This is a genomic window from Arthrobacter sp. KBS0703, from assembly GCF_002008315.2.
Taxonomy (GTDB): Bacteria; Actinomycetota; Actinomycetes; order Actinomycetales; family Micrococcaceae; genus Arthrobacter.
In genome coordinates this window covers 43,962-57,046 of record NZ_MVDG02000002.1, presented here as the reverse complement: position 1 = coordinate 57,046, position 13,085 = coordinate 43,962, and the positions used below count along the sequence as shown (strand labels likewise).

General features: G+C 68.3%; 9 protein-coding genes and 1 pseudogene. 8 read left to right on the top strand and 2 right to left on the bottom strand.

The features are described from left to right. The first annotated feature begins 70 nt into the window (after positions 1 to 70). The 5 genes and pseudogenes from B1A87_RS25125 (at position 71) to B1A87_RS20735 (ending at position 6,436) form a co-directional block, all read left to right on the top strand. Positions 71 to 499: an XdhC family protein gene (locus tag B1A87_RS25125; protein ID WP_395940284.1), complete on the top strand. Its 429-nt coding sequence runs from the start codon at positions 71 to 73 to the stop codon at positions 497 to 499. After that, positions 469 to 1,488, top strand: coding sequence for an XdhC family protein (locus tag B1A87_RS20750; RefSeq protein WP_395940283.1), 1,020 nt, complete (start codon positions 469 to 471; stop codon positions 1,486 to 1,488). The genes B1A87_RS25125 and B1A87_RS20750 overlap by 31 nt, the downstream gene beginning before the upstream one ends. After that, entirely contained in the window at positions 1,479 to 2,441 is a 963-nt protein-coding gene (locus B1A87_RS20745) for a xanthine dehydrogenase family protein subunit M (protein WP_078029246.1), read from the top strand. Before B1A87_RS20750 ends, B1A87_RS20745 begins: the two co-directional genes overlap by 10 nt. A gap of 2 nt (positions 2,442 to 2,443) precedes the next feature. Then, positions 2,444 to 5,421 (top strand): annotated as a pseudogene (locus B1A87_RS20740) (molybdopterin-dependent oxidoreductase). 34 nt (positions 5,422 to 5,455) lie between these two features. Further along, the gene (locus B1A87_RS20735) at positions 5,456 to 6,436 is read left to right on the top strand and encodes an aldo/keto reductase (RefSeq protein ID WP_078029247.1); all 981 of its coding nucleotides are present in this window, start codon (positions 5,456 to 5,458) and stop codon (positions 6,434 to 6,436) included. Positions 6,437 to 6,517: 81 nt separating this feature from the next. Here B1A87_RS20735 and nboR read toward each other — a convergent pair whose 3' ends face one another. Further along, positions 6,518 to 7,141 carry a nicotine blue oxidoreductase gene (nboR, locus tag B1A87_RS20730; RefSeq protein WP_078029248.1) on the bottom strand — a complete coding sequence of 208 codons (624 nt, stop codon included), beginning with the start codon at positions 7,139 to 7,141 and terminating at the stop codon, positions 6,518 to 6,520. 179 nt (positions 7,142 to 7,320) lie between these two features. Between nboR and B1A87_RS20725 the strand changes: the two genes are divergently transcribed. Next, entirely contained in the window at positions 7,321 to 7,518 is a 198-nt protein-coding gene (locus B1A87_RS20725; protein ID WP_078029249.1) for a YegP family protein, read from the top strand. 136 nt (positions 7,519 to 7,654) lie between these two features. On the opposite strand, the gene aceE is transcribed toward B1A87_RS20725, so the two are convergent. Beyond that, positions 7,655 to 10,420 carry a pyruvate dehydrogenase (acetyl-transferring), homodimeric type gene (gene aceE / locus B1A87_RS20720; RefSeq protein ID WP_144275922.1) on the bottom strand — a complete coding sequence of 922 codons (2,766 nt, stop codon included), beginning with the start codon at positions 10,418 to 10,420 and terminating at the stop codon, positions 7,655 to 7,657. Positions 10,421 to 10,729: 309 nt separating this feature from the next. Between aceE and B1A87_RS20715 the strand changes: the two genes are divergently transcribed. Further along, the gene (locus B1A87_RS20715; RefSeq protein ID WP_078026569.1) at positions 10,730 to 12,298 is read left to right on the top strand and encodes an NCS1 family nucleobase:cation symporter-1; all 1,569 of its coding nucleotides are present in this window, start codon (positions 10,730 to 10,732) and stop codon (positions 12,296 to 12,298) included. A 31-nt stretch (positions 12,299 to 12,329) separates the two neighbouring features. Continuing rightward, complete coding sequence (locus tag B1A87_RS20710) at positions 12,330 to 13,073, top strand: aspartate/glutamate racemase family protein (RefSeq protein ID WP_078026568.1); 744 nt, start codon at positions 12,330 to 12,332, stop codon at positions 13,071 to 13,073. Positions 13,074 to 13,085 lie beyond the last annotated feature (12 nt).

Sequence of the window (13,085 nt, the reverse complement as noted above, 5' to 3'; positions counted from 1 at the left end):
GTACAAAGGATAGGAATGACAATATGGGCACCATCGCACGGGAAGAGGGAGTGCCGCCATGCTGGATCTAATGCCTTCTCTGAGCGGCTGGCGCCCGGCGGTGTCCGGCGAGCAGTGTGCCGTGGCCACCATCGTTGCGGCCAGCGGCTCGGTACCGCGCCCGCCGGGGACGTCCATGCTGGTTTCCGAAACGGGAAGGATCCTGGGCAGCCTGTCCGGCGGCTGCGTTGAGGGGGCCGTGGTTCAGTCGGCACTCGAAGTGATGGCCGACGGCGGCAGCCGCCTCGAGCATTTCGGCTACAGTCGCGAGGACGCGTTCGCCGTCGGGCTCACCTGCGGCGGTGAGCTGGAGGTCCACATCCAGCCGCTGGGATCGGCCCCGGGCGGGCTCCGGCTGGAGAACCTGCAGGCGCTCGCCGGCCACGGACGCGACGGCGCACTGGCCCTGATCCGGCGGGTGGACGAGATGTGTATAAGAGACAGGCGTTGGCCGTCGTGATCCCCGATCCGGCAACCTTCCGGGTGGCCGCTTCCGCGGAACTCGCGGCGCTACTGGGGCTGGACCATGTTGGCGCCCCGGCCGCCGGGCGGCAGATGCTGGCGGCCGCTGCCCAGCTGGAACCGCTGCTGCGCGGCGGCCGGACCGGACTGGTGCGGCTCGCCCCGCCGGAGGGCTGCCTTCCGGCGGCCGGCACCTCGGCCCCCGTCTCGGCCCACGCCGCGGCAACGTCCGGTGAAGGTTCGGTTGTAGTTTCCGGCACGGATTCCGGCACAGCCGTGCCACAAAACGACGGCACCGGCCCGGAGCCGGCCATGCTGCTCGTGGAGAGCAGGATGCCTGCGGCCCGTTTGCTGGTCTTCGGGGCCAACGACTTCGGCGCCGCGCTGCTGCCTGCCGCAAAGCTGCTCGGCTACCGCGTCACGCTCTGCGACGCCCGCCCCGCGTTCTCCGGACAGGACCGCTTCGCCGCCGCGGATGACGTCGCCACCGACTGGCCGCACAGGTATCTCGCCGCCGAAGCCTCCGCGGGCCGGGTGGACGCGAGGACCGTGATCTGCGTGCTCACCCACGACCCCAAATTCGACATCCCGCTCCTGAGGACCGCACTGGGCCTGGACGTCGCGTTCGTCGGAGCGATGGGCTCGCGGCGCAGCCACCGGCAGCGCTTCGATGCCCTGCTCGAGGCGGGCGTGACCCCTGCACAACTGGCCCGGCTGCATTCACCGATCGGCCTGGATCTCGGGGCCGTCACGCCGGCCGAAGTGGCGGTCTCCATTACGGCGGAGCTCATCGCTGCCCGCAGCGGCTCCGCGGCCTGCCCGCCGCTCAAAGACGGCACCGGTCCCATCCACCGCCTTCCCGCCGAGCCCCGCTTCCCCTCTGAACAAAGCCTTTTCGCCGAACCGCGCCTCCCTTCCGGGCCGCGCCTCAGCACAGAGCCGCGCCCCGGCACCGCATCAGCCCGCCAGGAGACAGCATGGACATGAACACCATTGAGGCCGTGGTCCGCACCACGGACCCTGCCGACTGGCGCGACGGCGACGCCTGGCTCGCCGGCGGCACCGTGCTCTTTTCCTACGGCAGCACCGCCTTCGGCCCGGAGCCGCTCCGGCGCCTGCTGGACCTCGGCTCGGCCGGCTGGCCCGCAGTCACGGTAACAGATGCGGGCATCGAGCTCGCCGCCACGTGCACCGTTGCCGAGCTCTACGCACTGCCGGACACGCTGGCCGGATCACCGACAGCCGGATCAATGACCGCAGAGTCACCGGCACCGGCCCCCGACTGGCCCGGCCTGGACCTCATCCGCCCCTGCTGCGACTCCTTCGTGGCGTCTTTCAAGGTGTGGAACATGTCCACGGTGGGCGGAAACCTGTGCACCTCACTCCCCGCCGGCCCCATGATCTCGCTCTGCGCCGGACTGGACGGCACCGCCACGGTGCTCAGCCCGGACGGCTCCAGCCGGGAGCTGCCGGTGGCGGAGTTCATCACCGGAGACGGGCAGAACGCCCTGGCACCAGGCGAGCTGCTGCGCAGTGTCAGCCTCCCGGCGTCGGCCCTGTCCTCGCGGGTGGCGTTCCGCCGGCTGTCGCTGAGCAACCTCGGCCGCTCGGGGGTGCTGCTGATCGGAACGCTCGACGGCTGCGGGCACCTGACGCTCACTGTCACGGCCGCGACGAAGCGGCCCGTGCAGCTGCGCTTCGGCTCGGCGCCGGACGCGGAGGACCTCGCAGCCGCGCTGGACGGGGCCATCCCGGACAGCCTGTACCACGACGACATTCACGGCCTGCCGGCCTGGCGGCGCGACATGACGCACCGCCTGGCCGGGGAGATCCGGGACGAGCTGGACACCCGGACGGGCGGGATGCCCTCCCGTGTGTCCGGCGATTTCTGGCCGCCACAGAGTCCGCGGCGGGAATCCACGCCGCAGGAAGGGGCCTGATCATGGCCATCGACATCAACGGCGCAGCGGTGGACACCCCGCCGCGCCCCGGCCAGTGCCTGCGCACGTTCCTGCGCGAACAGGGCAACCTCGGCGTCAAGAAGGGCTGCGACGGCGGGGACTGCGGAGCCTGCACCGTGCACGTTGATGGCACGCCCGTGCACAGCTGCATCTGTCTCTTATACACATCTAGATGTGTATAAGAGACAGCCGACGGCCACGCAGTCACCACCATCGAGGGCCTCGCCGGAACCGCGGCCGAAACCACGGCCGGCATCGGCGGCGCAACCGACGGCCGCGCCGCCGGCGCCACGGCGGCGCCGCGCTCCATCCGATGCAGCAGCAGTTCCTGGACCGGCAGGGCTTCCAGTGCGGTTTCTGCACCGCCGGCATGGTGATGACGGCCGCCACCTTCGATGACTCCCAGAAGGAGAGCCTGCCCCGCAGCCTGAAAGGAAACCTGTGCCGCTGCACGGGGTACCGGGCCATCGGCGACGCCGTGTGCGGCCACGAGGGCCACCCGGATCCCGCCGGGCCGGGCTCGGGCATCGCCGGCGAAGGCCAGCCCGCGCCGCAGCCCGGCCAGCTGGGCGACGACGTACCCGCCCCCGCCAGCCGGGCCGTGGTGACCGGCCAGGCCCGCTACACGCTGGACGTCCCGGCGGAGGAATTGCCCGGACTGCTTCACCTGAAGCTCGTGCGATCGCCGCACGCCCACGCCCGGGTGCTGTCCATCGACAAGTCCGCGGCCCTGGCCGTCCCCGGCGTCGTAGCCGTCCTCACCCACGAGGATGCGCCGGCCCAGCTGTTTTCCAGCGCCCAGCACGAGCTCTACACCGACGACCCCGACGACACCCGGGTGCTGGACACCGTGGTGAGGTTCCGCGGGCAGCGCGTTGGCGCCGTCGTGGCCGAGTCCGTGGCCGCGGCCGAGGCGGGCGTCCGCGCCGTCCGGGTGGACTACGAAGAACTCCCCGCCGTGTTCACGCCGCAGGATGCCACCAGTCCCGGGGCGCCCGCGCTCCACGGCGACAAGGACGCCGGCGCCGCACGGATCGCCCGGCCGGACCGGAACATCGTGGCCGAGTTGCACTCCGAACTGGGCAGTGTCCGGGACGGGTTTGCGGCGGCGGACTTCGTCCACGAACAGACGTACCGCACCCAGCGCGTGCAGCACGTGGCGTTGGAGACGCACGCGTCCATCGCCTCGGTGGACGACGCCGGCAGGCTGCAGGTGCGCACGTCCAGCCAGGTCCCGTTCCTCGTGCGGCGCACGCTCTGCCGCGTGTCTCTTATACACATCTAGATGTGTATAAGAGACAGGGTCCACGTGGTTGCCGGACGCGTGGGCGGCGGCTTCGGCGGGAAGCAGGAGGTGCTGACGGAGGACATCGCGGCGCTCGCAGCCCTGAAGCTGGGGCGCCCGGTGCAGCTGGAGTTCACGCGCACCGAGCAGTTCACCGCCAGCACCGTCCGCCACCCGTTCACCATCAAGCTCAAGGCCGGCGCCGGCAGCGATGGCAGGCTGACGGCGCTGCAGCTGGACGTCCTCACGAACACCGGCGCCTACGGCAACCACGCACCCGGCGTCATGTTCCACGGCTGCGGCGAATCGCTCGCGGTCTACAAATGCGCCAACAAGAAGGTGGACGCCCTCGCCGTGTACACCAACACGGTGCCCTCCGGCGCGTTCCGGGGCTACGGCCTGAGCCAGATGATCTTCGCCATCGAATCGGCCATGGATGAGCTGGCCCTCGGCATCGGCATGGACCCCCTGGAGTTCCGCCGCCGCAACATGGTCCGCGAGGGCGATGACATGCTCTCCACGCACTCCGAGCCCGAAGAGGACGTCCATTACGGCAGCTACGGGCTGGACCAGTGCACGCGGCTGGTGCAGGACGCCCTGGAACGGGGCCGTGAACGCTACCGGTCCGCCGGGCTGGACGATCTCGGGCCGGACTGGGTCACGGGGGAGGGCACGGCGCTGTCCATGATCGACACCGTGCCGCCGCGGGGCCATTTTGCCCATTCGAAGCTCAGGCTCCTTGCGGACGGCACGTACGCCGCCGACGTCGGGACCGCCGAATTCGGCAACGGGACCACCACCGTGCACGCACAGCTCGCGGCGACGGCACTGTCCACGGTGGCCGCCCGGGTCGCGGTCCGGCAGTCTGACACGGACCTGATCGAGCACGACACCGGCGCCTTCGGCTCCGCCGGAACCGTTGTGGCGGGCAAGGCAACGCTGGGCGCCGCCGAGGAACTTGCCGTCCGGATCCGGGCCTTCGCCGCCGGCAGCCGGCAGATCCAGGCATCGGGCTGCGTGCTCGACGGCGACGCCGTGGTCTGCGAGGGAACCCGGGTGCCGCTGACGGAACTTTACGACGCCGCCAGCCGGGCCGGCGTCGAACTCGCCGCCGAGGGGCGCTGGGGCGGGACCCCGCGATCGGTGGCCTTCAACGTCCATGGGTTCCGGGTCGCCGTGAACACCGGAACAGGGGAACTGAAGATCCTGCAGAGCGTCCAGGCGGCGGACGCCGGCGTGGTGGTGAACCCGCGGCAGTGCCGCGGCCAGATCGAGGGCGGGATCGCGCAGGCACTGGGCGCCGCGCTCTATGAGGAGGTCAGGCTGGACGACGCCGGACGCGTCACCACCGACATCCTCCGGCAGTACCACATCCCCTCCTTCGCCGATGTGCCGCGCAGCGAGGTGTACTTCGCCGACACGAACGACAAACTCGGGCCGCTCGGGGCAAAGTCCATGAGTGAGAGCCCGTTCAACCCGGTGGCTCCGGCCCTGGCGAACGCCATCCGCCACGCCACCGGGGTGCGGTTCGCCGAGCTGCCCATCGCCCGGGACAAGATTTACCTGGGCCTGAAGGAAGCCGGTCTGGTCCCCGCCACCAAAGCGTCCGCGCCGCCAAACGCAACGCGGGGTCACTTAGCGCCCAATGAACCGCGTCAAACGGGCGCTAAGTGACCCCGCGTTGGGGTTCCCCACATATAGTCGTGGGATGAAACAGCGCATCTTAGGCAAGACCGGACGGAACGTTTCCGTCGTAGGACTCGGCACCTGGCAGCTCGGCGCCGACTGGGGGAACGTGGATCCGGAGCAGGCGCAGGCCATCCTCGCCGCCTCGGCTGAAGCGGGGGTGACGTTCTTCGACACCGCTGATGTCTACGGGGACGGCCGCAGCGAACAGGCCATCGGTGCGTTCCTGGCGGACAACCCTGGGCTGGGCATCACGGTTGCCACCAAGATGGGGCGCCGGGCGGAACAGCGCCCGGAGAACTACAACCTGGCCAACTTCCGCGAATGGACGGACCGTTCCCGCCGCAACCTGGGGACCGACTCCCTGGACCTGGTCCAGCTGCACTGCCCGCCCACGTCCGTCTACAGCAACGCCGAGGTGTATGACGCCCTGGACACCCTCGTCGCCGAGGGCGCCATCCGGAACTACGGCGTCAGCGTGGAACGTACAGACGAAGCACTGGAAGCGATCAGCCACGCCGGCACGGCGTCGGTGCAGATCATCCTGAACGCGTTCCGGCTTAAGCCGCTGGACGAGGTCCTCCCCGCCGCAAAGGCCGCGGGCGTGGGAATCATCGCCCGCGTGCCCCTCGCGTCCGGCCTGCTGTCCGGCAAGTACACCAAAGACACCTCGTTCGCCGCGGACGACCACCGCAACTACAACCGCAGCGGCGGCGCGTTCGACGTCGGAGAGACGTTCTCCGGCGTCGATTACGAGCTGGGGCTCAAGGCGGTTGCCGAGTTCGAGCAGCTGGTGCCCGAGGGGGCCGGCACCGCGCAGGCAGCCATCGCCTGGATCGCCGCGCAGGACGGCGTGACTTCGGCAATCCCCGGTGCCCGGAACGTGGAGCAGGCACGGTCCAACGCGGCCGCGGCCGGAATAACCCTGGACGCGGAGTTCAACGAGGGCGTGGCCTGGATCTACGACCACTACTTCCGCGAGGCGATCCACCCCCGCTGGTAGCTGCAACGCGGGGTCACTTCCGGCCCAATCCGGGGCCGCTATGGGGCGATATCTGACCCCGCGTTGCTGTGGCGGGCGGGGTCAGTCCAGCAGGTGCAACTGGTCCAGGGTGTCGATGTCCGCGCCGCCGGACTCATCGCCCCCGGTCTGCGCTCCGCAGTCCACCAGGTCGATCAGCCCCGGGTGGGCCTGCAGGAATTGCCGCGCTCCGGCGTCGCCCGTTGCCGACTCCGCCGCGCCGGCGCGGAGCGTGGAGTCGAGCAAAAGCGGGTGCCCGCGCCGGAGCTTCCCTGCCGCATCCGGGTAGGCCGCGGCCGTCACCCGGCCGGGCCGGTGCGTCCTGAGCAGGCGGGCCACTGTGTCCGGTGTCAGCCCCGGCTGGTCAACAAGAGCCACGAGCACGTTGTCCCCGGGCCGGGCGCAGGAGAGCCCCAGCCTCAAGGAGCTGCCCATGCCGCCGGCCCAGTCCGCGTTCTCCACGACGGTGTGCCGGCCCAGATCGGTGGCGGCGCGGACGGTGCCGGCGGCCGCGCCAAGGACGATCACCACTTCACGGCAGCCGCCGTCGAGCAGCACGTCCGCCAGCACTTCAACGAGCGTGCGGCTGCGGAAGGGCAGGAGCGCCTTCGGACCGAGTCCCAGCCTGGTTCCGGCGCCCGCTGCCAGCAGGACAGCCGTGGTGGCAACCGTCGGGGAATCTGACATGTGCACCACCTTAGGGGACTTTGCTGGGGGCCGACCGACGGGCCCCGCCATGGTGCCGCCGGAAAACTACCGATTAGTAGGGGTGGCTACTTCGGTTAATGGCCGCTAACGTCGTAGACGTCGTGTTGGCAATTGGGGGTCACAGACGGCTGCAATGGCGCAGCCCAGAAGGAGCATAGATGGCAGGCACATTCGAAATACTGAGCGAAGGCAAGGGGGCATTCCGGTTTCGGCTCACGGCGGAGGATGGCACCGTGGTTGCGGTTTCACCCAGCTTCCCGAACATCAAAGCAGTGGTCGCAGGCATCACCGCGGTGCGGGAAAACGCTGCGACCGGTTTCATCGTTGACCGTCGCCCGGGGCTGAGCTCAACGTAAATCGAACGCGCTCTACGGAACGGCCGACGGCGGTCCCCACCGGAAGGTGGGGACCGCCGTCGCTGGTTGCGGGGAGCGTGCACTCCGCCGGTTGAGCCTGCCGGGACCAGGTTTCGGCAGGCTCAACCAGCAGCGGTCAGGACTCGCCGCCGGCTCCGCCGGTGGTGCCCGCGTTGACGTCGAGGAGCTTGTAGCGGTCCATCGCATACGCAGGCACTCCGCCGTCCACCTCTCCCCTGGCCGCGAGCAGCTGCAGGGTCTTCACCACGATCGAGTGGGTGTCGTTCTTGAAGAAGCGGCGTGCGGCGGCGCGGGTGTCGGAGAAGCCGAAGCCGTCGGCGCCGAGGGAGGCGAACTGGTGGGGCAGGAACTGGCGGATCTGGTCCGGGACGGCCTTCATGTAGTCGGAGACCGCCACGACGGGACCCTGGGCGTCTGCCAGTTGCTGGGCCACAAAGGGGACCCGGGCCGGTTCGCCGGGGTTCAGGAACGCCTCTTCCTCGGCGGCCAGGCCGTCGCGGCGGAGCTCGTTCCAGGAGGTGACGGACCAGACGTCCGCGGAGACGCCCCAGTCCTCTGCCAGGATCCGCTGCGCGTCCAGGGCCCACGGCACCGACACGCCGGAGGCCAGGATCTGGCTCTTGGGACCTTCAGCGCCCGACGCTGATACGCGGTAGATGCCTTTCAGCACGCCGTTGACGTCGAGGTTCTCGGGTTCGTTTGGCTGGGTGATCGGCTCGTTGTACACCGTGATGTAGTACATGAGGTTCCGGTCCGTGGCCGAACCGGCCGTCCCGCCGTCGGGGTGTTCACCGTACATGCGCTCGAGTCCGTCCCGCACGATGTGGCCCATTTCGTAGCCGTAGGCGGGGTCGTAGGTGACCACGGCCGGGTTGGTGGAGGCAAGCAGCGGGGAGTGGCCGTCGGCGTGCTGGAGTCCTTCGCCGGTGAGGGTGGTCCGTCCTGCGGTGGCGCCGATGATGAAGCCGCGGCTCATCTGGTCGGCTGCGGCCCAGAAGGCGTCGCCGGTGCGCTGGAAGCCGAACATGGAGTAGAACACGTAGACCGGGACCAGCGGCACGCCGTGGGTGGCGTACGCGGTTCCGGCGGCAGTGAACGCCGCGACGGCGCCGGCTTCGTTGATGCCGGGGTGGATCAGCTGGCCCTGGGCGGACTCCTTGTAGGCCAGGACCAGGTCCCGGTCCACGGACAGGTAGTTCTGGCCGCCCGGGTTGTAGATCTTGGCGGTGGGGAAGAACGCGTCCATGCCGAAGGTCCGTGATTCGTCCGGCACGATGGGAACGATCCGGTGACCGAACTTCTTGTCGCGGAGAAGGTCCTTCAGGAGCCGCACAAAAGCCATGGTGGTGGCGGCCTGCTGCTTGCCGGTGCCCCGCTTCGCGACGTCGAAGGTCTTGGCCTCGGGCAGTTCAATGGCCGCGTGGTTGGGACGGCGCTCGGGCGTATAGCCGCCCAACGCCGCGCGCCGCTCAAGGAGGTAGGCGATCTCGGGTGCGTCCGCGCCGGGGTGGTAGTAGGGCGGGCTGTAGGGGTCCTCCTCCAGCCGGGCGTCGGAAATCGGAATCCTTAAGTAGTCCCTGAATTCCTTGAGGTCGTCGAGGGTGAGTTTTTTCATCTGGTGGGTGGCGTTGCGGCCTTCGAAGTGCGGGCCGAGTCCGTAGCCCTTGACCGTTTTGGCCAGGATCACGGTGGGCTTGCCCTTGAATTCGGTCGCGGCCTTGTACGCGGCGTGGACCTTGCGGTAGTCGTGGCCGCCGCGCTTGAGGTTCCAGATCTGGTCATCGGTCAGGTCCGCGACCATGTCCTTGGTCTGCGGGGTCTTGCCGAAGAAGTGTTCGCGGACGAAGCCGCCGGATTCGGCCTTGTAGGTCTGGTAGTCCCCGTCCGGGGTTTCGTTCATGATCTTCACCAGCGACCCGTCGGAGTCGCGGGCGAGCAGGTCATCCCATTCCCGGCCCCAGACCACCTTGATCACGTTCCAGCCCGCGCCGCGGAAGAACGCCTCGAGTTCCTGCATGATCTTGCCGTTGCCGCGCACCGGCCCGTCCAGGCGCTGGAGGTTGCAGTTGATCACGAAGTTCAGGTTGTCCAGGTTCTCGTTCGCGGCGAGCTGGAGCAGGCCGCGGGACTCGGGCTCGTCCATTTCGCCGTCGCCCAGGAACGCCCAGACCTGCTGCTCCGCGGTGTCTTTCAGGCCGCGGTTGTGCAGGTACCGGTTGGACTGGGCCTGGTAGATCGCGTTCATCGGCCCGATGCCCATCGAGACGGTGGGGAATTCCCAGAACTCCGGCATCAGCCGCGGGTGCGGGTAGGAGGACAGGGCGTGCCCGGCCTTGGACTTTTCCTGCCGGAACCCGTCCAGGTCCTGCTCGGTGAGCCGGCCCTCCATGAACGCCCTCGCGTACATCCCGGGGGAGGCGTGGCCCTGGAAGAAGACCTGGTCCCCGCCGCCGGGGTGGTCCTTGCCGCGGAAGAAGTGGTTAAAGCCGACCTCGTACAGCGTCGCGGCCCCGGCGTAGGTGGAGATGTGCCCGCCCACCCCGATCCCGGGCCGCTGGGACCGGTGCACCATCACGGCCGCGTTCCAGCGCATGTACGCCCGGTACCTGCGTTCGAACTCCTCGTTGCCCGGGAACTCCGCTTCCTGGTCCGCCGGGATCGTGTTCACATAGTCCGTGGTGGTGACCATCGGAACCCCGACGCTCTGGGCGCCGGCACGCTGCAGGAGACTGCGCATGATGTATTGGGCACGCTCGGTGCCCTGTTCCCTGATCAGCGAATCCAGGGACTCAACCCACTCGGCGGTCTCTTCCGGATCACGATCAGGCAGCTGGTTAGTCAACCCGCTGAGGATATGGGAGGTATCTTCTCCTGCAGCCACGGCAGCCTCGTTTCATCTTTGAATGTTGGGCTCATGTTTTCGTATTGTGAGAAAACATTCTTGCCATTCGAGATTAGGCACTGAAGGATTGGCCGGTCAAGACGGGCGGCCGGGGAGTGCCCCAATTGGGGCTTCCCGGAGGCTGCGTGCCGATTGTGACCGCCCGGCGCAGCAAATCAACCTTGACGGCGGGGTGACCTAGGTCATACAGTAATTCCACTCTTCAAAAGCTAATTTCCACAAAGCGGAATCAGCTACCCGGAAGCTCAGCCTTCCGCCCTCAATCCTTCCCCAGAACTGGAGAACCAGATGCAGACGACCCCATCAGTCGGCGTCGAAACGGCTCCCGCCCCGACAGCGCTGTCGGGCAAGCCGGTCCATCCCGCCACGGGCATCGACGCCCTCTGCGAGGCGGCCAGCACCGCCTCAGGCCACGACATCAGCCCCACGCTTTACAACGCCGACCTCGCTCCCACCAAGCGGCACGGACGCCGCTGGACCGGCTACAGCATCTTCACCCTGTGGGCGAACGACGTCCACAGCCTCGGAAACTACGCGTTCGCCGTCGGCCTCTTCTCCCTCGGCCTCGGCGGATGGCAGATCCTCATGGCCCTGGCCATCGGCGCCGTCCTTCTCTTCGCGCTGCTCAGCTTTTCCGGCTTCATGGGCCAGAAGACCGGCGTTCCCTTTCCGGTCATGAGCCGGATCAGCTTCGGGATCCGCGGCGCCCAGCTGGCCAGCCTGCTGCGCGGCGCCGTCGCGGTGGCCTGGTTCGGCATCCAGACGTTCCTGGCGTCGGTGGTGCTTCGGGTGATGCTCGTGGCCATGGTCCCGTCCCTGCATGAACTGGACACCAACTCCATCCTCGGCCTGTCCACGCTGGGCTGGATCGCGTTCGTTGCGCTGTGGATCGTGCAGCTGGTGATCGTCAGCTTCGGCATGGAGATGATCCGCAAATACGAGGCGTTCGCCGGTCCCATCATCCTGCTGACCATGGTCCTGCTGGCCGTCTGGGTCTTCATCGAGGCCCACGGCGCCATCCAGTGGACCGGCATCAGGGGTCTTGAAGGCGGCGACATGTGGCGGACCATCTTCGCCGGCGGCGCCCTCTGGGTGTCCATCTACGGAACCTTCGTCCTGAACTTCTGCGACTTCACCCGCTCGGCCAAGTCCAGGAAATCGATCGTCCGCGGCAACTTCTGGGGCATCCCGATCAACATGCTCCTGTTCGGCGCCATCGTGGTGGTCCTGGCCGGCGGGCAGTACAAGATCAACGGCACCATCATCGAAACGCCGTCGGACATCGTCGAAAGCATTCCCAACACCCTCTTCCTGGTGCTGGCCTGCCTCGCGATCCTCATCCTGACCATTGCCGTGAACCTGATGGCCAACTTCGTCGCCCCCGTCTACGCCCTCACCAACCTGTTCCCCAAGCACCTGGACTTCCGCAAGGCGGCCTGGGTCAGCGGCACAATCGGCCTGGTCATCCTGCCGTGGAACCTCTATAACAACCCGCTCGTCATCGTGTACTTCCTCGGCGGACTCGGTGCCCTGCTCGGCCCGCTGTTCGGCGTGGTCATGGCCGATTACTGGCTGCTCCGCCGCGGCAAGGTCAACGTCCCCGAGCTGTACAGCGACAACCCCGGCGGTGCGTACTTCTACAAGAAGGGCGTGAATCCCAAAGCGATCTCCGCGCTCCTGCCGGCCTCGGCCGTCGCGATCCTCATCGCCTTCGTCCCGGCACTCGAGGCAGCGGCCCCGTTCGCCTGGTTCTTCGGCGCGGGCGTCGCCGCCCTGACGTACTACCTGATCGCCGACCACAAGCAGCAGTTCGAGGACGTCGACGGCGAATCCATCGCCGTCGCGAGCACCCACTGACCGCAGCCCGCATGCATCCCAGGAGGACAACTTGCGCATTCTCGTCGCCAACGTCAACACCACCCGGTCCATGACCGACTCCATCGCCGCGCAGGCCCGCAGCATCGCGGCGCCCGGCACCGAGATCATCGGGCTCACGCCGCGCTTCGGCGCGGATTCCTGCGAGGGCAACTTCGAAAGCTACCTGGCCGCCATTGCCGTGATGGACCGCGTGGTCAGCTACCCGGAACCGTTCGACGCCGTCATCCAGGCAGGCTACGGGGAGCATGGCCGGGAGGGGCTCCAAGAGCTGCTGGATGTGCCCGTCGTCGACATCACCGAGGCCGCGGCAAGCACTGCCATGTTCCTCGGCCACAAGTACTCCGTGGTCACTACCCTTGACCGTGCCGTGCCGCTCATCGAAGACCGGCTGAAGCTGGCCGGCCTCGACGCCCGGTGCGCGTCGGTGCGGGCCAGCGGCATGGCAGTCCTGGAGCTTGAGGAAGAACCCGGGCGCGCCGTCGAGGCAATCATCGAACAGGCCCTGCTTGCCGTCCGGGAGGACAAGGCCGAGGTGATCGTCCTGGGCTGCGGCGGCATGGCCGGACTCGACGAGCAGATCCGGCAGCGGGCCGGAGTTCCGGTGGTGGACGGTGTGGCGGCCGCGGTGACCATTGCGGAATCGCTCGTCCGGATGCGGCTGTCCACGTCCAAGGTCCGGACTTACGCCACGCCCCGGCCCAAGACCGTCATAGGCTGGCCACTGATGGGGGCGGATGTTCACGCCACCCAGTAAGCCGGCCCAGTA